This is a genomic window from Streptomyces sp. NPDC059499, from assembly GCF_042749285.1.
Lineage (GTDB): Bacteria > Actinomycetota > Actinomycetes > Streptomycetales > Streptomycetaceae > Streptomyces.
In genome coordinates, this window is record NZ_JBHYTT010000002.1 from 38,059 (window position 1) to 58,450 (window position 20,392).

At 71.7% G+C, this 20,392-nt stretch carries 19 protein-coding genes; 8 read left to right on the forward strand and 11 right to left on the reverse strand.

What is annotated here, in order from left to right:
• Positions 1 to 7: 7 nt before the first annotated feature.
• The 3 genes from ACFW9O_RS05400 to ACFW9O_RS05410 are packed head-to-tail and all read right to left on the reverse strand — an operon-like array spanning position 8 to position 3,851.
• A complete protein-coding gene (locus ACFW9O_RS05400) occupies positions 8 to 1,876 on the reverse strand; it encodes an L-aspartate oxidase (protein WP_384605335.1) in 1,869 nt (622 codons plus the stop codon).
• Complete coding sequence (gene panC / locus ACFW9O_RS05405; protein WP_384605337.1) at positions 1,873 to 2,886, reverse strand: pantoate--beta-alanine ligase; 1,014 nt, start codon at positions 2,884 to 2,886, stop codon at positions 1,873 to 1,875. The genes ACFW9O_RS05400 and panC overlap by 4 nt, the downstream gene beginning before the upstream one ends.
• Positions 2,883 to 3,851, reverse strand: coding sequence for a Rossmann-like and DUF2520 domain-containing protein (locus ACFW9O_RS05410; protein WP_384605340.1), 969 nt, complete (start codon positions 3,849 to 3,851; stop codon positions 2,883 to 2,885). Before ACFW9O_RS05410 ends, panC begins: the two co-directional genes overlap by 4 nt.
• A gap of 166 nt (positions 3,852 to 4,017) precedes the next feature.
• Between ACFW9O_RS05410 and ACFW9O_RS05415 the strand changes: the two genes are divergently transcribed.
• Positions 4,018 to 5,163, forward strand: a complete 1,146-nt coding sequence (locus ACFW9O_RS05415) for a threonine aldolase family protein (protein WP_384605342.1) — start codon at positions 4,018 to 4,020, stop codon at positions 5,161 to 5,163.
• A gap of 51 nt (positions 5,164 to 5,214) precedes the next feature.
• Here the strand turns inward: ACFW9O_RS05415 and ACFW9O_RS05420 are convergent, their stop codons facing one another.
• A complete protein-coding gene (locus tag ACFW9O_RS05420; protein ID WP_351165808.1) occupies positions 5,215 to 5,373 on the reverse strand; it encodes a hypothetical protein in 159 nt (52 codons plus the stop codon).
• Between the two features lie 104 nt (positions 5,374 to 5,477).
• On the opposite strand from ACFW9O_RS05420, the gene ACFW9O_RS05425 reads away from it, so the two are divergent.
• Positions 5,478 to 6,590, forward strand: a complete 1,113-nt coding sequence (locus ACFW9O_RS05425) for a DUF5937 family protein (RefSeq protein WP_384606600.1) — start codon at positions 5,478 to 5,480, stop codon at positions 6,588 to 6,590.
• Positions 6,591 to 6,598: 8 nt separating this feature from the next.
• Here the strand turns inward: ACFW9O_RS05425 and ACFW9O_RS05430 are convergent, their stop codons facing one another.
• Together ACFW9O_RS05430 and ACFW9O_RS05435 are read right to left on the reverse strand one after the other, a co-directional pair.
• On the reverse strand, positions 6,599 to 7,276 hold the full coding sequence (locus tag ACFW9O_RS05430) for a response regulator transcription factor (protein ID WP_329209783.1): 678 nt from the start codon (positions 7,274 to 7,276) through the stop codon (positions 6,599 to 6,601).
• A gap of 18 nt (positions 7,277 to 7,294) precedes the next feature.
• Entirely contained in the window at positions 7,295 to 8,503 is a 1,209-nt protein-coding gene (locus ACFW9O_RS05435) for a sensor histidine kinase (protein WP_351165806.1), read from the reverse strand.
• 96 nt (positions 8,504 to 8,599) lie between these two features.
• On the opposite strand from ACFW9O_RS05435, the gene ACFW9O_RS05440 reads away from it, so the two are divergent.
• Together ACFW9O_RS05440 and ACFW9O_RS05445 are read left to right on the forward strand one after the other, a co-directional pair.
• Positions 8,600 to 9,610 carry an SAM-dependent methyltransferase gene (locus ACFW9O_RS05440; protein ID WP_384605347.1) on the forward strand — a complete coding sequence of 337 codons (1,011 nt, stop codon included), beginning with the start codon at positions 8,600 to 8,602 and terminating at the stop codon, positions 9,608 to 9,610.
• 48 nt (positions 9,611 to 9,658) lie between these two features.
• The gene (locus ACFW9O_RS05445; protein ID WP_329209777.1) at positions 9,659 to 10,801 is read left to right on the forward strand and encodes an NADH-quinone oxidoreductase subunit D; all 1,143 of its coding nucleotides are present in this window, start codon (positions 9,659 to 9,661) and stop codon (positions 10,799 to 10,801) included.
• A gap of 66 nt (positions 10,802 to 10,867) precedes the next feature.
• Here ACFW9O_RS05445 and ACFW9O_RS05450 read toward each other — a convergent pair whose 3' ends face one another.
• From ACFW9O_RS05450 to ACFW9O_RS05465, 4 genes are all read right to left on the reverse strand, one after another.
• A complete protein-coding gene (locus tag ACFW9O_RS05450; protein WP_384605349.1) occupies positions 10,868 to 11,896 on the reverse strand; it encodes a hypothetical protein in 1,029 nt (342 codons plus the stop codon).
• 102 nt (positions 11,897 to 11,998) lie between these two features.
• The gene (locus ACFW9O_RS05455) at positions 11,999 to 12,979 is read right to left on the reverse strand and encodes an ABC transporter substrate-binding protein (protein WP_351165797.1); all 981 of its coding nucleotides are present in this window, start codon (positions 12,977 to 12,979) and stop codon (positions 11,999 to 12,001) included.
• Positions 12,980 to 13,029: 50 nt separating this feature from the next.
• On the reverse strand, positions 13,030 to 13,704 hold the full coding sequence (locus ACFW9O_RS05460) for an ABC transporter permease (protein ID WP_384605353.1): 675 nt from the start codon (positions 13,702 to 13,704) through the stop codon (positions 13,030 to 13,032).
• A 3-nt stretch (positions 13,705 to 13,707) separates the two neighbouring features.
• Entirely contained in the window at positions 13,708 to 14,430 is a 723-nt protein-coding gene (locus tag ACFW9O_RS05465; RefSeq protein ID WP_384605356.1) for an ABC transporter permease, read from the reverse strand.
• Positions 14,431 to 14,560: 130 nt separating this feature from the next.
• Here ACFW9O_RS05465 and ACFW9O_RS05470 point away from each other — a divergent pair, with 130 nt between their 5' ends.
• Positions 14,561 to 15,742 carry a betaine/proline/choline family ABC transporter ATP-binding protein gene (locus ACFW9O_RS05470; protein WP_384605359.1) on the forward strand — a complete coding sequence of 394 codons (1,182 nt, stop codon included), beginning with the start codon at positions 14,561 to 14,563 and terminating at the stop codon, positions 15,740 to 15,742.
• A 42-nt stretch (positions 15,743 to 15,784) separates the two neighbouring features.
• On the opposite strand, the gene ACFW9O_RS05475 is transcribed toward ACFW9O_RS05470, so the two are convergent.
• Positions 15,785 to 16,906, reverse strand: a complete 1,122-nt coding sequence (locus ACFW9O_RS05475; protein ID WP_384605361.1) for an alpha/beta hydrolase — start codon at positions 16,904 to 16,906, stop codon at positions 15,785 to 15,787.
• 143 nt (positions 16,907 to 17,049) lie between these two features.
• Here ACFW9O_RS05475 and ACFW9O_RS05480 point away from each other — a divergent pair, with 143 nt between their 5' ends.
• The 3 genes from ACFW9O_RS05480 (at position 17,050) to ACFW9O_RS05490 (ending at position 20,255) form a co-directional block, all read left to right on the forward strand.
• The gene (locus ACFW9O_RS05480) at positions 17,050 to 18,885 is read left to right on the forward strand and encodes a phosphatidylglycerol lysyltransferase domain-containing protein (RefSeq protein WP_384605365.1); all 1,836 of its coding nucleotides are present in this window, start codon (positions 17,050 to 17,052) and stop codon (positions 18,883 to 18,885) included.
• A gap of 93 nt (positions 18,886 to 18,978) precedes the next feature.
• Positions 18,979 to 19,776, forward strand: coding sequence for a dihydropteroate synthase (gene folP / locus ACFW9O_RS05485; RefSeq protein WP_384606603.1), 798 nt, complete (start codon positions 18,979 to 18,981; stop codon positions 19,774 to 19,776).
• Positions 19,773 to 20,255 (forward strand): nuclear transport factor 2 family protein, encoded by a 483-nt coding sequence (locus ACFW9O_RS05490; protein WP_384605367.1) that lies wholly within the window; start codon positions 19,773 to 19,775, stop codon positions 20,253 to 20,255. Before folP ends, ACFW9O_RS05490 begins: the two co-directional genes overlap by 4 nt.
• Positions 20,256 to 20,392 lie beyond the last annotated feature (137 nt).

Sequence of the window (20,392 nt, forward strand, 5' to 3'; positions counted from 1 at the left end):
TCGCCGCTCAGTCTGCTGAATCCTCGGGGCGTACGGGCGGGAATGCGGCGCTGTCCGTACGACGGACGACGAGCCGCCGGTCCGGGGCGATCCGGACGACGAGGTGACGGCGCCAGTCGGCGTCGTCCCGGTCGGGCCGGTCCTCGCGCCAGTGGCAGCCGCGGGTCTCCTCGCGCTCCCGGGCGGCAGCGACCAGAACCCGTGAGACCAGGAGCAGATTGGTGGCCTCCCACGCCTCGACGCCGGGTACGGCGTCCTTGGCGCCGGTCGCTGCGGTGTCAGCCGCGGTGGCCGCGGTCCGCTGGAGGGAATCCAGCTCCTCGGCGGCGCGGGCGAGGCTGTCGGCGGAGCGGATGACTCCGGCGCCCCTCGTCATGATCCGCTGGATCTCCGTCCGGGACTCGGCGGTGAGCAGCGGGGCGGGCTCCGGCGCGGGCCGGTGGGCGCCGGGGACGGCTGCCCCGTTCCCGGCCGGCTGCGTCAGGTCCTGATCCCGGTCCCTGCCCTCGCCCTGTGCACCGGACACGGCCTGGGCCGGGTCCTCGGCCGGGTCCTGGGTCCGGTCCTGGGTCCGGTCCTCGGTCCGGTCCTCGGTCCGGTCCTCGGTCCGGTCCTCGGTCCGGTCCTCGGTCCGGTCCGTCACGATGTCCGCCGCGATGCGTTCGGCGAAGACCAGGCCCTCCAGGAGGGAGTTGGACGCCAGCCGGTTCGCGCCGTGCACTCCCGTGCAGGCGACCTCTCCGCAGGCGTACAGACCGGGAACCGTCGTACGGCCCCGGAGGTCGGTGCGGACGCCGCCCGACGCGTAGTGCGCGGCCGGGGCCACCGGGATCGGCTCCGTCACCGGGTCGATGCCGTGGGCCCTGCAGGCGGCCAGGATCGTCGGGAAGCGGTGCTCCCACATCTCGGCACCGAAGTGACGCGCGTCGAGATACATGTGCTGGGTGCCCAGGAGGTGCATCTGGCGGGTGATGGCCTTGGCGACGATGTCGCGCGGGGCCAGCTCCGCCAGCTCGTGCTGCCCCAGCATGAAGCGCGTGCCGGAGGCGTCGACGAGATGGGCGCCCTCACCCCGTACCGCTTCCGACACCAGCGGCTGCTGGCCCTCGGAGTCGGAGCCGAGAAACAGGACGGTCGGGTGGAATTGGACGAACTCCAGGTCGGAAACCTCCGCGCCGGCCCGCAGAGCGAGGGCCACCCCGTCGCCGGTGGAGACCGGCGGATTGGTGGTGGCCGAGAAGACCTGGCCCATGCCGCCGGTCGCGAGGACCACCGCAGGAGCGCGGACCGCGCCGACTCCGTCGTGCTGGCCCTCGCCCATGACGTGCAGGGTGACGCCGGCGGTACGGCCTTCGGCATCGGTGAGCAGGTCCAGGACCAGTGCGTTCTCGACGGTGTGCAGGGCTGCCGAGCGGACCGCTTCGACCAGGGCGCGGGAGATCTCGGCGCCCGTGGCGTCTCCACCCGCGTGCGCGATGCGGCGCCGGTGGTGGCCGCCCTCGCGGGTCAGGGCGATGGCGCCGGTGTCGGTGGTGTCGAAGTGCGCGCCGGTTTCGATCAGCCGGCGTACGGCGTCGGGACCCTCGGTCACCAGGGTCCGCACCGCGGTCTCGTCGCACAGGCCCGCGCCGGCGACCAGGGTGTCGTCGAGGTGCTGCTCGGGGGTGTCGCCCTCGCCGAGAGCCGCGGCGATGCCGCCCTGCGCCCAGCGGGTGGAGCCGTCGTCGAGGCGGGCCTTGGTGACGACGACGGTGGCGAGACCGGCTGCGGCACAGCGTAGGGCGGTGGTGAGACCGGCCACGCCGGAGCCCACCACGACGACGTCCGCGTCGATGGCCCAGCCGGGGGCGGGGGCGGTCAGCCGTATTCCGGTCACGTCAGGGCTCCGAGGGTCAGCGGGATGTTGTCGATCAGACGGGTGGCACCCACCCGTGCGGCGACGGCGAGGATCGCCTCGCCGCTGTCGCGGCCGTCGGGGATCTCGGTGAAGTCGGCCGGGTCCACGAGCGCCAGGTAGTCCAGCTCGAGCGGCACCGCGTCCTCGGCCGCCTCGGCGAGGACGGTCTGGGCCGCTGCCCGTACCGCGGCCGGTCCGACCGTCGGCCGGGCCAGCGCCACGGCCTGGGTGTCGGCGGCCGCACGGGCCTCTCCGAGCTTCGTGAGCGCCGCGGCCCGGCCCTCCCGCTCGGGGACGGTCTGTGCGCGGGCGTGCAACGCCTGCTGGGCGGCCAGCCGGTCGCGGGCCGCGAACAAGGCCCTGGGGAGGGCCAGCGCCGTGCGGCGTTCGTCGGCGGAGAGGAAGCGGTTGCGGCTGGAGAGCGCGAGGCCGTCGGGGTCGCGGACCGTGGGAACGGCGACGATGTCGACGCCGAAGTTGAGGTCGCGCACCATGCGGCGGATGAGCGCCAGCTGCTGGGCGTCCTTCTGCCCGTAGAACGCCGCGTCGGGCCGCGTGAGGTGGAGGAGCTTGGCGACGACGGTGAGCATGCCGTCGAAGTGCCCGGGGCGCGAGGCACCCTCGAGGCGCTCGCCCATGGGGCCTGCGGTGATCCGGACCTGGGGGTCACCGCCCGGGTACACCTCGTCGACGGAGGGCGCGAAGACGGCGTCCGCACCGGCGGCCGCGGCCATGGCGAGGTCGGCGTCCAGGGTGCGGGGGTAGCGGTCGAGATCGGCGGCCTCACCGAACTGGAGCGGGTTGACGAACACGGTCACGACGACCTGTCCACCGGGTCCCGCGGCGGCCCGTGCCGTACGGATCAGGGTGGCGTGGCCGTCGTGGAGCGCGCCCATCGTCATGACGACGGCGCGCTGCGCACCGGCCGGCCGGTGCAGGGCGTCCAGTTCCGCGGCGGTGCGCAGAAGCGTGGCGGGTGCGGTGCTCATCGTCCCTCCCCCGGCCCGGTCTCGTCCGTGCCGTTCACACCGGTGGTGGTGTTCGCGCTGTCCGACAGGACATCGAGGAGGTCCTCAGCGAACTCCGGCTTGAGCAGACCGTGGGCCAGCGCCCGGTCGGCCGTGGTGCGGGCCATCGCGAGATATCCGGCCACCGCCTGCGGGGCGTGCCTGCGCAGCTCGGCGATGTGCGCGGCCACCGTGCCCGCGTCGCCCCGGGCCACGGGGCCGGTCAGCGCGGCGTCCCCGGAGCGCAGGGCGTTGTCGAGGGCGGCTCCGAGCAGTGGGCCGAGCATCCGGTCGGGTGCGGACACTCCGGCCTTCTGCAGCAGCTCCATCGACTGGGCGACCAGGGTGACCAGGTGGTTCGCTCCGAGGGCGAGCGCCGCGTGATAGAGCGGACGGGACTCCTCCGCGATCCATTCGGGCTCACCGCCCATCTCGATGACGAGCGCCTCGGCGGCGAGCCTGAGCTCCTCGGGGGCGGTGACCCCGAAGGAGCAGCCGGCCAGCCGCTGGACGTCGACGGAGCTGCCGGTGAAGGTCATGGCCGGATGCAGGGCGAGCGGGAGCGCCCCCGCGCGCAGTGCGGGGTCGAGCACCTTCGTCCCGTATCTCCCGGACGTGTGGACGATCAGCTGGCCGGGCCGCACGGCGCCGGTCTCCGCGAGTCCTTCGACCAGGCCGGGCAGCGCGTCGTCGGGGACAGTCAGCAGCACGAGCTCGGCGCGCGCGAGGACCTCGGCCGGCGTGACCAGGGGGACGTCGGGGAGCAGGGCGGCGGCCCGGCGCACGGATGCGTCGGAGACGCCCGACACCGCGACCGGGCGGTGCCCGGCGAGCTGCAGCGAGGCGGCGAGGGCGGGGCCGACCCGTCCCGCGCCGACGACGCCGATGGTGAGACGGGCGGGGCGGTCCCTCGCGTCGAGGGATTCCTTGGAAACAGATGCGTTCACGCGGCGATGGCCTTCCGTTCCAGTCCGCGGGGGGTACCGGACGATTTCTCTGCATGCTACGCCAGCGTTTCGCCACACCCCCCGGCTGTCCACAGCCTGTGGGTAACTCTGGGCCGCGACCGAAAACGGGGTGGGCTGTGTCAGCGGTCCGGGTGATGATCGTCCCATGGCAGTCACCGATGAGCAGAAGCAGCGGCACCGCAGGCTGACCGCGTGGAAGCGGTCCGGAAGGGTGCTCGCCCGGGCGTCCGCCGACCACACCCTGGGCGAGCGGCTGGCCGCGCTGGCCGCCGACGCCGGGTCGGTCCACGACCTGGACGAGTGGACGGATGTGTACGGCGACGGGGTCGTCGCCGAGGTGGAGCGGCGTACCGCGGATCTGCTGGGCATGGAAGCCGCGGCGTTCTTCCCGACCGGGACGATGGCCCAGCAGGTCGCGCTGCGCTGCTGGGCGGGGCGTACGGGGAATCCGGTCGTGGCGCTCCATCCGCTCTCCCACCCCGAGGTGCACGAGGGGGGCGCCCTCACCTCCGTGAGCGGGCTGCGCACGGTGCATCCGACGTCCGCCCCGCGACTGCCCACTGCGGACGAGATCCGGGACTTCCCCGAGCCTTTCGGCACCCTCGCGCTGGAGCTCCCGCTGCGCGACGCCGGCTTCGTCCTGCCCTCCTGGGAGGAGCTGGAGGCCGTCGTGGCCGCCGCGCGGGAGCGGGACGCGGTCGTGCATCTGGACGGAGCCCGGCTGTGGGAGTGCGAACCCCACTTCGGGCGCGGTCTGCCGGAGATCGCGGCGCTCGCCGACAGCGTGTACGTGTCGTTCTACAAGTCCCTGGACGGATTGTCCGGGGCGGTGCTCGCCGGCCCCGAATCGCTGGTCGACGAGGCCCGGACCTGGCGCCACCGGTACGGCGGCCAGGTCTTCCAGCAGTACCCGGCGGCGCTCTCCGCGCTGCTGGGTCTGGAGCGGGAGCTGCCGAGGCTGCCCGAGTACGTGGCGCACGCGAAGGTCGTCGCAGGCGCTCTGGCGGAGGGTTTCGCGGACAGCGCGGCACCCTGGTTCCGGGTGTATCCGGAACCGCCGCACACCCACCAGTTCCAGGTGTGGCTGCCGTACGGGACACAGGAGCTGGACGAGGCCTCGGTGCGGCAGGCCGAGGAGACGGGCGTGACGTTGTTCCGCCGGTGGCTGGCGGGACCCGCGGGGCCGCCCGGAGTCTCGTACACCGAGGTCACGGTGGCTGCGCCGGGGCTGGAGTGGACGGCGGGGGACGTGCGGGAGGCGGTGGCGGAGTTCGTGCGGCGGCTTGGGTAGGGCGTGGACGGCCCGGTGGCCGGGCCGGCTCGATCGCCGGCGGGGCACTCCTCAGGCGCCGCGCCGGTCCTGTCCCTCGGTCCAGGCGTGGAAGCGTCTGCGCAGTTCCCGCAGGACCTCCCGGTCGTGGCGGCCGGGCGGCGGGGGCGGGGGCTCACCGTGCTGCGCCGCACGATAGCTGTCGAGCATGTGCTGCTGAACGATGTCCATGCATCCAGCGTGAACCCGTTCCCGGCACCCCGCGCGTCGATTGACGGCCCCCGTCAACCGGCGCCCGGCTCCGTCCGCGTACCCCGCACTATGGACGGGTGAGCGTGCACATAGACATCGCGGGCCTGCCCCCCGAACACATCCGTTTCGAGACCTCCCCCCTCGCCGAGCTGGGGCTCGCCCTGCACGCGCTCTCCGAGCCCGGGCACCACCCGGGCCACCACGGCTGGGCGACCGCGACCTCCGCGGCTCTCGAGCCCGACCTCGCCGACCGGCTGCACGAGGCCGACTTCCTCTGGCGCAACACCTTCTCCGACGTCTTCCTCCCGTTCGCCGGTGTCCGTGGCGGCGACGGCCGGACCGGTTCGAGCCTGGCCGAGGACCTGGACATCCTCGACAGGATGGATGACGAGCGGTTCGTCTCCGCGGCCCTGGAGTTCACGTGCGCGAGCCTGTACGGGACGGGCGCGCCCTCCCCGCTCTCCAGCGCCACGATGCGGGCCCGCGCGCTGGACATGGCGGCGGCCAGGGGGCCCCAGCAGCTGGAGTTCACCCAGCAGCTGCTCGCCGCACCGGGCTCCGTACGCACCTGGGTGCGCCGCCTCTTCGAGGACTGCGACCAGGCCTTCTTCGCGGACACCTGGCAGCGGGTCCAGGTCCAGCTGGCCGCCGACGCACGGCACAAGACCGAGCTGCTGCGGCGCAAGCGCCTCGACGAGGTGTTCCGCGCGGTCTCGCCCGCCCTGTCGCTCGACGAGGACGCGAGCAGGCTGATCGTCGACAAGCTGACCTTCGGCCGGACGAACGCCGCCGACCCGGCCGTCGGGACGGGGCTCACCCTCATCCCGACCAGCTTCGGCTGGCCCCATCTGATGGTGCTCCACGCCCCGGGCTGGCGGCCGGTGATCCACTACCCGGTGCACCGCCCCGAGCTGCCCTCCCCCGCCTCCGTGGAGCTGCTCCAGCTGCGGATGGGGGCCCTGGCCCACCCGATGCGGATGCGCCTGTGCCGCAACCTCGCCCGTTCCCCGTACACCACCGGTGAACTCGCCGACGCGCACGGCATCACGGCGCCCGAGGTCTCACGGCACCTGGCGGTGCTCAAGAAGGCCGGCCTGATCACCACGCGCAGGCGCGGCCGGTACGTACTGCACGCGCTGGACCTGACCGTGGTGGCCCGGCTCGGCAGCGACTTCCTGGAAGGCGTGCTGCGCTAGAGCGCCGCTCAGGCGCCCGACCCGCCGCCTGCCCTGACCAGGCCCGTCTCGTACGCGAGGACGACCACCTGGACGCGGTCGCGCAGGCTCAGCTTGGTGAGGATGCGGCCCACGTGGGTCTTCACCGTCGCCTCGGACAGCACCAGACGGGCCGCGATCTCGCCGTTCGACAGCCCCTGGGCGACCAGCATCATCACTTCCCGCTCGCGCTCGGTCAGCTTCTCGATGTGCTTGTGCTGCGGCTCCTTGCCGCTGCTGGGCAGCATCGGGGAGAACTGGTCGAGGAGCCTGCGGGTGGTGGACGGGGCGACCACGGCGTCGCCGCTGTGCACGGACCGGATCGCCGCGAGCAGTTCGCCGGGCGGCACGTCCTTGAGCATGAAGCCGCTCGCGCCCGCCTTCAGGCCGGAGAACGCGTACTCGTCCAGGTCGAACGTGGTCAGGATGAGGACCTTGGGCGGATCGGTCTGCGCGCAGATGCGCCGGGTCGCCTCGACCCCGTCCAGCCGCGGCATGCGCACGTCCATCAGCACCACGTCGACGGTCGTGGACCGCAGGACCTCGATCGCCTCCGCCCCGTCACCCGCCTCGGCGACGACCTCCATGTCCGGCTGGGCGGCGAGCACCATCCGGAAGCCCGTGCGCAGCAGCATCTGGTCGTCGACGAGCATTACGCGGATCGTCATGAGGGTCCTGTCCTTGTGTCACTGGTTGGCGGGCTTGAGCGGGAGCAGTGCGCTGATCCGGAAGCCGCCGCCCGGGCGCGGTCCCGCGTCCAGCGTGCCGCCGACCATGCCGACCCGCTCCCGCATACCGATCATTCCGTGTCCGGCGCCGTCGGCCCCGCCGTCCTCGTACAGCTCGTGCGCGGCACCCCGGCCGTCGTCCTCGACCAGCAGCCCGAGGCCGTCGTCGAAGTAGACCAGCCGCACGCTGGCCCCGGCGTCCGGGCCGCCGTGCTTGCGCGTGTTGGTGAGGGCCTCCTGGACGATCCGGTACGCGGTCAGCTCGACACCGGTCGGCAGCGGACGCGGAGTGCCCTCGATCTTGAAGTCCACCGCGAGGCCCGTGCGCCTCACCTGGTCGACCAGGTCCTCGATCTGCTCGACGTCGGGCTGGGGCACGTACTCGCCGCTCTCCCGGGTGTCGCCGGTACGCAGCACCCCGAGCAGCCGCCGCATCTCGGCGAGGGCCTGACGGCCGGTGCTGGAGATGGTCTCCAGGGCCTGCCGGGCCTGGTCGGGAGCGGCGTCCATGACATAGGCGGCGCCGTCGGCCTGAACCACCATCACCGAGACGTTGTGCGCGACGACGTCGTGCAGCTCCCGGGCGATACGGGCCCGTTCCGCGGCCACGGCGACCTTCGACTGCGCCTCGCGCTCGCGCTCCAGCCGGGCGGCGCGCTCCTCCAGCTGGCTGAAGTAGGCCCGCCGGGTACGCATCGAGTCGCCGAGCACCCAGGCGAGGACGAACGGCACGGTCAGGACGACGACGACGAAGGCCGACTGCACCCAGCTGTCCGACGGGGAATCCTCCGGCCAGCGCAGCTGCGCGAGCCCAGCGGCGCCGAGACTGCACGCCAGGGCGAGCCGGGAGGCCCAGCGCTCCCCCACGGTGGACACGGTGTAGATGATCACCAGCATGGCGAAGTCCGCGACGCCCGGACGCACGTCGAGCAGCAGCTGCGCGATGCCCATCACGATCGTGAGCAGCAGCATCTTCTCCGGTGCGCGGCGGCGCAGCGCGACCACGGTGCACAGGCCGACCGCGATCGGCACGGCCGCGACGCGTTCCCTGCCGTCACCGGTCTGCTCAGCCACGATGGACATGCCGGAGAGCCCGAGGAGGAAGACAGCCCAGAAGGTGTCGACGCCCGTCGGGTGTCTGCGGATGAAATCGTAGAGGCGCTGCACGTAACCCAGCGTAGGTACAGGTGATCGGTACACGGGTCAGCCGAAGGGCCGATCCAGGTCCTGGGACCGTACTCCCCAAGGTGGAGACTTGCCTACGTGACGGATGACTGGTGCGGATGGCGGGATGCGGCGGAGACCGCTTTGTACGGGGACGGGGGCTTCTACCGGCGCCCCGAGGGGCCGGCGGGCCATTTCCGTACGTCGGTGCACGCGTCCCCGCTGTTCGCCTCCGCCGTCGCCCGGCTGCTCGTCGGCACGGCGCGCGAGCTGGGAACGGATTGTGTGGACCTGGTGGATGTGGGAGCGGGCCGGGGTGAGCTGCTGACCGGCGTGCTGACGGCGCTGCGGTCCGGGTCCGCGGGTCCCGGACTCGTCGTACGGGCCCACGCCGTGGAGCTCGCCCCACGGCCGGCGGGCCTGGACCCGGGCATCGAGTGGAGTGCCGAGCTGCCGCAGGGCACGAGGGGGCTGCTGTTCGCCAACGAATGGCTGGACAACGTCCCGGCGGACATCGCAGAAGCCGACGCCGGCGGAAGGGCCCGTTACGTCCTCGTCCGGGCCGACGGCACGGAACGGCTGGGCGATCCGGTGACCGGGGCGGACGCGGAGTGGCTGGCCCGCTGGTGGCCGCTGACCGTGCCCGGTGCCCGTGCGGAGATCGGACGGCCACGCGACGAGGCCTGGGCCCGGGCGGTCGCCTCGATGGCCGAGGGGGTCGCGGTGGCGGTGGACTACGCGCATGTACGGAGGGCGAGGCCGCCGTTCGGAACACTGACCGGCTTCCGGTCCGGCCGCGAGGTGCGGCCCGTGCCCGACGGGAGCTGCGACCTGACCTCGCACGTGGCGCTGGACGCGTGCGCGGAGGCGGCGGCAGCCGACGGCGCGGTGGCCGAACTGCTGGATCAGCGGACGGCGCTGAAGGAGCTGGGGATCAGCGGCGAACGCCCGCCGCTCGCACGGGCGTCGACGGATCCGGCCGGCTATGTGCGGGCACTCGCGGCGGCCGGTGAGGCCGCTGAACTCACCGCGCGGGGCGGGCTCGGCGACTTCGGGTGGCTGCGGCACCGGACGGCGCCGGGGCTTCGCCCCGCACCCCGGCCGGTCTGAGGGACCTGGGGCCGGGTCCCCGGAACGGGAAGGGGGATACTGTCCCGCATGACGGAGACGACGGTCGGCATCGGCGGCGCGGCAGAGAGCACCGACATGGTGCTCAACATCGGTCCGCAGCACCCCTCCACACACGGTGTGCTCCGGCTGAGGCTCGTCCTGGACGGTGAACGGATCCAGCACGCCGAACCCGTCATCGGCTACATGCACCGCGGCGCGGAGAAGCTCTTCGAGGCCCGCGACTACCGGCAGATCATCATGCTCGCCAACCGCCACGACTGGCTGTCGGCCTTCTCCAACGAGCTCGGCGTCGTGATGGCCGTCGAGCGCATGCTGGGCATGGAGGTCCCTGAGCGCGCCGTCTGGACGAGGACGCTGCTGGCCGAACTGAACCGGGTCCTGAACCACCTGATGTTCCTGGGCTCCTACCCCCTCGAACTCGGCGGGATCACCCCGGTCTTCTACGCGTTCCGGGAACGCGAGGAGCTCCAGGCCGTGATGGAGGAGGTCTCCGGCGGCCGGATGCACTACATGTTCAACCGGGTCGGCGGCCTCAAGGAGGACCTTCCCGCGGGCTGGCTGGGCCGGGCCAGGGAAGCCGTCGCCTCGGTCCGCTCCCGGATGGACGTGTACGACCGGCTGGTGCTCGGCAACGAGATCTTCCGTGGCCGCACCAGGGGAGTGGGCGTGCTGTCCGCCGAGGCCGTGCACGCCTACGGGGTGTCCGGCCCGATCGCCCGCGCGTCCGGGGTCGACTTCGATCTGCGGCGCGACGAGCCCTACCTCGCGTACGGGGAGCTGCAGGACACCCTCAAGGTCGTCACCCGGACCGAGGGCGACTGCCTGGCCCGCTTCGAGTGCCTCCTGGAGCAGACGCACAACGCACTGGACCTGGCGGACGCCTGCCTGGACCGGATGGCGGACCTGGCACCGGGGCCCATCAACCAGCGGTTGCCCAAGGTCCTGAAGGCGCCCGAGGGGCACACCTACGCGTGGACCGAGAACCCGCTCGGCATCAACGGTTACTACCTGGTGTCCAAGGGTGAGAAGACCCCGTACCGGCTGAAGCTCCGCTCCGCCTCGTTCAACAACATCCAGGCACTCACCGAACTGCTGCCCGGCACCCTCGTCGCCGACATGGTCGCGATCCTGGGGTCGCTCTTCTTCGTCGTCGGGGACATCGACAAGTAGCCGGCGGGCGGCCACCCGCCACCCTGCCCGCTGCGGCTCCGGCTACGGCTACGGCTACGGCTACGGCTACGAGGAGATCGCGCTGCGCAGCCGGGCGACGTCCAGCTGCTCGGTCTCGTCGTGCGCGGTCAGGTCGATGACCTTTCCTACGGCCCGGTTCTCGGCGGTGCGCGTACGGTGCGCGGCCAGGGCCTCCTCGCCCACGACGTCCGCGAGGTCCTCGTTCTGCACGGACTCGATCGCGGCGTTCGCCTTCTGCGTACCGAAGAAGTCGAAGCTGCCCTGCGGGACGAGGTGGCGCCGCCCGCCCGAGTACGGGACGACGGCCGAAGCGACGGGTACGGAGCGCGGCGCCCGCACGGGCCCGGCGGGCAGCTGAGGTGCGGGGAGGGCGGCCGAAGGGCGGCGGTGCTGGTCACCCGCTCCGGCGGCCGCCGCGTGCTTCCCCTTCGGGCCCTCGCCCTCCGAGTCCCGCTCCGCGGCACGCTCGGCCAGGTCGCGCTGCCTGGCCAGCTCGGCCGTACGGCGGGCTTCCTGGAGCGCGGCGTTGCGCGTCAGTCCCTGCAGGGCCTGGGCGGCGCGCAGGTAGGCGGCCGGGGTCGGGGTCGACCGGGCGGTGGGAAGCTCGCGGGGTATCGCCGCCGCTTCGATGGCGAGCTGCCTGCGGCCCTCCAGGGCACCGGCCCGCTCGGTCTCGGCGTTCGCGTACCGGCGCAGCAGCGCGGCGTGTTCGCCCCGCAGGCCGGCGAGCTCCACCCGCTTGCGGCGCAGTTTCGTCTCCAGGCGGAGGCGCAGTTCCCGTGATTCCTCGAGGTCGGCCTCGAGCTCGGCTATGCGCTCCTCGGTCTTCCACTCGTCGCTGACGCGGGCCCGGTTCAGCTCCGCGACGCGCAACCCTGCCGCCCGGTCCCAGCTGCGCATCAGATAGGCGCCGCTGAGAGCGGCGCCCGCTGTCGCGGCCACCAGGACGCGCAGCGCCACGGGATCCGCGAGGAGCCAGGCTCCGGCGGCGCAGACGACCGACGCTCCGGCCACCACGGAAGGCGGCAGGATTTTGTGGAGGGGTGGCGAATGGCGGTGACGTCCACGTGGCATGGCCCGAAATTTACCGTGCGCACGGGTCACTTGGGAGGCCGCCCGGCAATCTGTTCCCGCCCGGTTACCTTGCGGCCCCCCGAATGACTGTTCCGCGGCCGTCTACTTCTTGATCAGACCCTTCGACTGCAGATACTCCTTGGCCGCATCTGCGGGCTTGGCGCGCTCCGCGTCGACCTTGCGGTTCAGTTCGGCGAGGTCCTCCGTGGTGAGGACATCGGTGAGCTTCCCGAGCGCCGCGGCGATCTCCGGGGCACCCGCGTCCTTGGCGTTGAGCACCGGCAGGACGTTGTCGGCGTTCTGGAGCTTCTTGTCGTCCTCCAGGAAAACCAGCCCGTACGCGTCCAGCACCGCGTCCGTGGTGGTCGTGAGGACAAGCTGGTCCTTGCCGTCCTTGACCGCCTGCTTGGACTGCGGTGTCCCGACTCCCTTGGGGTCGATCCCGGTGACGTCGATGCCGTACGTCTTCTTCAGTCCCGGTGCGCAGAACGGGCGGATCTCGCACTCGTCGCCCGCTGCGATCTTCACCTTGATCTTCGACCGGCCGAGGTCGGAAAGCGTCGTGAGGTTGTTCTTCTCGGCGAATTCCTTCGACACCGCGAAGGCGTTCTGATCGACCGCCTTGCCGACCGGGAGAACCTTGAGCCCGAGCGGGCCGGCGAGCTTCTCCAGGGCTGCGACGGTCGCCGCCGCGTCCCCTGATGCGACCGGCTTCTTCTCCGCCTCCGCCGCACCGTTGACCTTGGCGTTGAGGAATTCGGCGATGGTCGCCGCGTATTCCGGGACGACGTCGATCTCGCCCTTCTCCAGCGACGGCTCGTACAGTTCGCGGTTCTTCACCGTGGTGATCGAGGTGCTGTATCCGGCATCGCCCAGGAGCTGTGCGTACAGCTCGGCGAGCACCTTGGACTCGGTGAAGGAAGCGGCGCCCACGACGAGCGAGCCCTTCTTGGAGTCCGCGCCCGCCCCGGTGCCGGAGCCGCTCTTCTCCTTCTCCAGGCTGTCGCCGCCGCACGCGGCGAGCGACCCGGCCAGCGCGACCACTCCGATGACCGCACTCGCTATGCGCGAGGTCCTGCTCATGTTGTTCTCCATCCGGGAAAAGGGGTGTGCACAGTCCGAAAAGCGCGCGTTCATGCCGTCCGGCGGCGGCGCAGGGGCGACAGCAGCCGGTCCAGCGCCACGAGTGCCCCCTCCACCACCAGGGCGAGCAGGGCGACGAGTACGGCGCCCGCGAATACCTGCGCCGTGTCGTAGGTGTTGAATCCTGCGGTGATGATCCGGCCCAGGCCGCCCAGGCCGACCATCGCCGCGATCGAGGCGGTGGCGACCACCTGGACCGCGGCGGACCGCAGTCCGGTCATGATCATCGGGTAGGCCAGCGGGAGCTCGACCCGCACGAAGAGCTGCACACCGGACATGCCCATGCCCCGGGCGGCCTCGATCACCGACCGGTCCACTTCCCTCATCCCGACATAGGCGTTGGTCAGCAGGGGCGGCACGGCGAACAGCACCAGCGCGATGACGGTGGGGACATAACCGGAGTTGCGCAGCGGCGTCATCATGAAGAGGGCGAGGACCGCGAACACCGGGATCGCCCGGCCCACGTTGGAGATGTTGACCGCGAGCGCACCCCCCTTGCCCAGGTGCCCCAGGTACAGCGCGACCGGCAGGGCGATGGCGCAGGCGGCCACCAGGGCCACACCGCTCACGTAGAGGTGCTCACCCAGCCGGTGCGTCGCCCCGTTCTCCCCGGACCAGTTGGCTCCGGTGACGAGCCAGGTCCAGGCGTCCCCGATGACTCCCATGGGTCAGCCCGCCTCCGTCTTCGCTATGCCCGCGGGCCCGGTCGCCGCAGTGGCGGGCGTCCGTACACGGGTCCAGGGGGTCAGCAGACGTTGCAGGCCGAGCAGCAGCAGATCCGCAGCCACCGCGAGCAGCACGCAGAGCACGGAGGCCGTGAGCACCTGGGCCTTGAAGAAGCTGGGCAGCGCGTCCTCGATGAGATTGCCGAGGCCGCCCTTGCCGACGAGGGACCCCACCGTGGTCAGCGCGACCGTCGACACCGTGGCGATCCGCAGACCGGCCATCAACGCGGGCAGCGCGAGGGGAAGTTCCACTTCCCACAGAAGCCGGCCGGGGCCGTAGCCCATGCCCTGCGCCGCCTCCTTCGCCTCCTGGGGCACCGCTTCAAGCCCTGCCAGGATGTTCCGTACGAGAATGGTCAGCGAATAGAGCACCAGGCCGGTGACCACGAGGGCCGCGGACAGTCCGAACAGCGGCAGCAGCAGCGAGAACATCGCCAGCGACGGCACCGTGTAGAGCACCGTGGTCAGGCCGAGCACCGGTCCGGCGAAATGCCGGCCGCGGCGTGCGAGAAGCGCGAGCGGAAATGCGACCACGAGGCCGATCAGGACGGAAGCCACCGTGATCCAGATGTGCTGGACGGTCGCGTCGGTCAACTCCTGGCTGCGGGAGCGCAGATACTCGCCGCAGATCCAGTCGTTCGCCACCAGGCAGTTCTGCTCGGCCATCCGTCCCCACCTCCTGTGTGCCGCCGTGGACTCGATCTCTGGCGACCCTATCCCTGAGCACCGACAATCGCCGAGGCTGTCGTATTCCAGCAACATGTCCTTCACAGAACCCGCGTCACAATGGGGAATCATGATCCGTTTCGAGCACGTCACCAAGCGGTACGCGGACGGCACCACCGCCGTCGACGACCTTTCCTTCGAGGTCGCCGAGGGTGAACTGGTCACGCTCGTCGGACCTTCCGGCTGCGGCAAGACGACCACGATGAAGATGGTGAACCGTCTGATCGAACCGACAGAGGGCCGGATATTCCTCGACGGGGACGACATATCCGCCATCGACCCGGTACAACTGCGCCGCCGCATCGGCTATGTGATCCAGCAGGTCGGGCTCTTTCCGCACAAGACGGTCCTGGAGAACACCGCAACCGTCCCCCATCTCCTCGGCTGGAACCGGGGAAAGGGGCGGGAGCGGGCCGCCGAACTCCTCGATCTCGTCGGACTCGACCCTTCCGTTTATGGCGGGCGCTATCCCGAGCAGTTGTCCGGCGGTCAGCGCCAACGGGTCGGTGTCGCCCGGGCGCTGGCAGCCGACCCGCCGGTTCTGCTGATGGACGAACCATTCGGCGCAGTCGACCCCGTCGTACGGGAAAGGCTCCAGAACGAATTCCTGAAACTGCAGGCACAGGTACGCAAGACCGTGTTGTTCGTCACGCACGACATCGAGGAGGCCGTCCGGCTCGGCGACCGTATCGCCGTGTACGGGCAGGGCCGTATCGAGCAGTTCGACTCACCGGCCACCGTGCTCGGGGCACCCGCGACGCCGTACGTCGCTGATTTCGTCGGGGCGGACCGCGGCCTGAAACGGCTCTCGGTCACCCCCATCGAGGAGAGCGACCTGGACCAGCCGCCGGTCGTCCATCTCGACGATCCGCTGGCGAAGGCGACCGCGCGGCTGCGGGCCGAGGGCGCCCGCTGGGCGGTCGTGCTGGACGGCGAGGACAACCTGCACGGCTGGATCCCCGCGGGCGACGTCACGCCGGCCGACGCGGCGGGGACGGTCCGCGAGCACGCCCGCCGCATGGAGGCCTGGCTTCCGCTCGGCGCCCCGCTCAAGCAGGCGTTCGCCACGATGCTCCAGCACGACGCGGGCTGGATCGCGGTCATCGACAAGGAGAGCACCGGCCGCTTCCTGGGCGTTCTCACCCCGGCCCGCCTCCACGAGGCGCTGCGCCGCTCGATCGACGCGGACGCCCAGGACCTTCCGCGTGCCGAGGTCGCGGTGGAGACCGTCGCGACGGTCGCTTCACCATGAGCCACGGGGTGGCGGCCCCGTGCGGAGCCGGGAGCGCCGGGGTCAGGTCGCGCTGAGCCTGCCGCTCATCCACTCCAGGGCCGGAGGGATCTCCCGCCGCCACGTGGTGAAGTTGTGGCCGCCGCTGTCGAGCACGATCGAGGACACCCTGGCCGGGGCCTTCACCCGGTCGATGAACTCCTGGGTGCCCCGGAGGTTCCCCTCGCCCTGCCGGGACGTCGTGACCAGGAAGGACGAGGCGGCCGGCGGCCGGTGATCCAGGCTCCACAGCAGATCGGCACGGTTGCGCGCCTTCCGGTCGCCGTGGAAGAGGTCGCCGGTCGTCGGGTCCTCGGCCGCCCTGTAGTAGGCCGACAGCCCGGCACTCGCGGCGAAGCGCTCCGGGTGGTGCAGGCCGAGCTTCAGCGCGCAGTAGCCCCCGGTCGAGTTGCCGATGACACCCCAGTTGCGGGCTCGGCCGCCGACCCGGTACGCCCGGGAGACCGCCTGCGGCAGGTCCTCGGCGAAGAAGGTCTCGGTCTGCGGGCCGCCCGCGATGTCCACGCACTCGGTGTCCCGTGGCGGCGCCACCGTCGGCCGCAGCATCACCAGGACCATCGGCTGCGCCCTGCCCGCCCTGACCCCTTCATGAGCGGTCTGCGGGTAGCGCAGGCCCTCGACCAGGTTCTCGGCGGTGCCCGGGTAGCCGGTCAGTACGACGACCGCGGGGAACGTCCGCCGGGCGTGACCCGGCTGGAAGTACTCCGGGGGCAGATAGACGTACGCCGGACTGTCGATCCGCGAAGCCCGCCCGGAGACGACGACCTTGTCGATCCGGCCCGCCACCGCGGGCCTGCCGCCTCCCGGCACATCGGGCCGCTGGGTGCCGACCCGGGCCACGGTCCCAGCCGCGGGCTCACCGGCGCCGTGGTCGGTGACCGTTCCCAGGTCCTGCTTCTGCCCGAACAGGTCGGCCCAGGAGCCGTAGAAGAGGAAGGAGTTGTTGGCCAGGAGGCCGGCCGAGACGAAAAGGGTCAGCTGGGTGGCCAGCAGCAGACCGATCCGGCCCGCCACCGCGGAGGCCGTGCGGGCGGCGAGCCGGGGCCAGAGCCGGATCGTGGCCGCGAACAGCCCGACGGCCAGTGATACCGCCACAACCAGAACGGCGTTGCTGGTGAGACCCATGAGTGAAGGTGAGCTTTCTGTACGGGAAATTTCCGGAAAGGGGATGAACCCGCTCCGCGGAAGCCTCGTCCTAGAGGGCGCACATCGTCCGTAGGGGCTTCGGCCGACGGACTCAGGAATCTCTCGCGGAGCCACGGGAAGCGATGTCTGTCACGGTAGATGGGGACAAATCAGGAACGGTTCCGTGTACGGCACGCGGACGCAGGTTCCTGCGCGGACCGCGACCCGCGTCCGTACCGGCACTGGTGGGAAGCGCCTGCGCGGCGGTCGGACTGATCGATGTCGCCGCCGGGGTCTTCCCCCGGTTCCGGCACAGCCGGATGCACACCTTCGCCGAGGTGCTCCCCGGCGCCCTCGGACCGTTCGCCGCAGCGCTCTCGCTCAGCTCGGGCGTTTTGTTGCTCCTGCTCGCCCACGGCATCAAACGGCACAAGCGGCGCGCCTGGCGGGCAGCCGTCGTCCTGCTGCCCGCGGGTGCCGTGGCGCAGTTCGTCTACCGCCACTCCCTGATCGGGGTGCTCGTCTCCCTCGCGCTGTGCTTCCTGCTGGTACGGCACCGGAGCCAGTTCGCCGCCCTGCCCGACCCGAGGAGCCGCTGGAGGGCGCTGGCCAACTTCGTCCTCCTCGGTGCGGGTTCGCTCGCGCTCGGCCTGGTCGTCGTCAGCGTGCACCCCGGCCGGGTCGTGGGGAACCCGTCCATCGCCGACCGGCTCCAGCACGTGCTCTACGGCCTGTTCGGCCTGGAGGGGCCCGTGGACTACGCGGGAACGACCTCATGGACGGTGGCGTACTCCCTGGGCGCTCTCGGCCTGCTGACCGCCGTCACCACGATCTACTTCGCCTTCCGCCCCGAACATCCGGCCGCCCGCCTCACCGAGGACGACGAGGCACGGCTGCGCGCCCTGCTGGCCAAGCACGGAGGCCGCGACTCGCTGGGGCACTTCGCGCTCCGGCGTGACAAGGGTGTCGTGTTCTCCCCCAGCGGCAAGGCCGCCGTCTGCTACCGCGTCGTGTCCGGGGTGATGCTCGCCGGAGGCGATCCGATCGGCGACGTGGAGGCCTGGCCGGGTGCCATCGAGCGCTTCATGGACGAGGCCCGGGCGCATTCATGGACCCCGGCGGTGATGGGCTGCAGTGAGACCGGCGGCGAGGTGTGGACCCGGGAGACCGGGTTGAGCGCTCTGGAGATCGGCGACGAGGCGGTGGTGGATGTCGCGGATTTCTCCCTCGCCGGGCGTGCGATGCGCAACGTACGCCAGATGGTGAAACGCATCGAGCGCAACGGTTACGAGACACGCGTCCGGCGCGTCCGCGACATCGGTGACACCGAGCTCGACCGCATCCGCAGGGCTGCCGCCGACTGGCGCGGCACCGACACGGAGCGCGGCTTCTCCATGGCGCTGGGCCGGATCGGCGACCGGGCGGACGGCGACTGCGTCATCGCCACCGCCCATCTGGCCGAAACCGGTGCGGGGGAATCGCCGTACGGCGATCTGAAGGCGGTACTCCACTTCGTGCCGTGGGGCGGGGACGGTCTGTCCCTGGAGCTGATGCGACGCGACCGCTCGGCCGACCCCGGCATGAACGAACTCCTGATCGTCGCCTCCCTGCAGGCCGCCCCCAGGCTGTCCGTCGCACGCGTCTCGCTGAACTTCGCCATGTTCCGCTCCGCCCTCGCACGGGGCGAGCGGCTGGGGGCGGGACCTGTGCTGCGCTGCTGGCGCGGGCTGTTGATCTTCCTGTCGCGCTGGTTCCAGATCGAATCGCTGTACAGGTTCAACGCGAAGTTCCAGCCACGCTGGGAGCCCCGTTTCGTGGTCTTCCGCACCAGCCGCGACCTGCCCCGGATCGGCATCGCCGCCCTGCAGGCCGAGGGCTTCGTGAGCCTCGCGCTGCCCCGCCCGTTCCGCGCCCGCCGCCCCCGCCCCTGCGGCCACCGGCCCGAGCAGGGCGCGGAGCGCGGCGTCCGGGCGGCCTGACGGACCCGTTCCCGGGCCTAGGCTGGTCGTATGAGTACGTTGCGAGGACGGGGCACAGTGCAGGGACTGCCGGAGTGGGACCGCTGCGCGGTCATGGGGGTCGTCAACGTGACGCCCGATTCTTTCTCCGACGGGGGCCACTGGTTCGACACCACAGCCGCGATCAAGCACGGCCTCGAACTGGTGGCCGAGGGTGCCGACCTGATCGACGTCGGCGGTGAGTCGACCCGTCCCGGCGCGAGCCGGGTGGACGAGTCGGAGGAGCTCCGGCGGGTGATCCCCGTCGTGCGGGAGCTGGCCTCCGAGGGCGTCACGATCTCCGTGGACACCATGCGGGCCCGCGTCGCCGAGCAGGCCGTCGCCGCCGGCGCGGCCCTCGTCAACGATGTGAGCGGCGGCCTCGCCGACCCGGACATGGTCCCGGTGGTCGCCGGGGCCGGTGTGCCCTTCGTCGTCATGCACTGGCGCGGTTTCAGCGAGTCGATGAACAGCAGGGCGGTGTACGAGGACGTCGTCGCCGAGGTGATCGCGGAACTGCGCACGCGCATGGACGCCGTGATCGCGGGCGGCGTCGCCCCGGAGAAGCTGGTGATCGACCCCGGCCTCGGCTTCGCCAAGGACGCCTCCCACGACCTCGCGCTCATGGCGCACCTCGGCGAGCTGCGTGACCTGGGCCGGCCGGTGCTCGTCGCCGCCTCCCGCAAACGCTTCCTCGGGCACGTCCTGGCCGGCGAGGGCGCCGCCCCGCCACCCGCCCGTGAGCGCGACGCCGCCACGGCCGCGATCTCCGCCCTCTCCGCCCGTGCGGGCGCCTGGGCGGTCCGGGTGCACGAGGTGCGCGCCACGGCCGACGCCGTACGCGTCGCCCGTGCCGTCGAGGGGGCGGCGTGACCGACCCTCGCGAGGAGCAAGAAGAGGCCGCCGCCGACATCGAGTCCGTCGAGCAGGCCAATACCGCCTTCTACGAGGCGATGGAGCGAGGCGACTTCGACGAGCTCTCCGCCCTCTGGCTGCCGGGCGAGGACCTCACCATCTCCTGCGTCCACCCGGGCTGGCCGGTGCTCACCGGCCGCGGCGAGGTGCTGCGCAGCTACGCGCTGATCATGGCGAACACCGAGTACATCCAGTTCTTCCTGACCGATGTCGGGGTCGCGATGACCGGCGACACGGCTTTGGTGACCTGCACCGAGAACATCCTCAGCGGCGGCCCGGCCGAGGAGGGCAACTCGCTCGGACCGCTCGTCGGCCAGCTCGTCGTCGCCACGAATGTGTTCCGGCGCACGCCGGACGGCTGGAAGCTCTGGTCCCACCACGGCTCACCGGTGCTGGCCGAAACCGGTGAGGAGGACGACGAGGAGTCGTCCTCCTGATTGAGCCCCCGGATCTCGGGGTATACGCGGCTACCGACCTCCGTGCGGTCCGGCGCGCGTCCCCTGCGGGCGGGCACTGTCCGTGCTCGCAGGTAGATTCGAAAGAAGGCACTGTGCCGCCCGCACGCGGCCTGGTG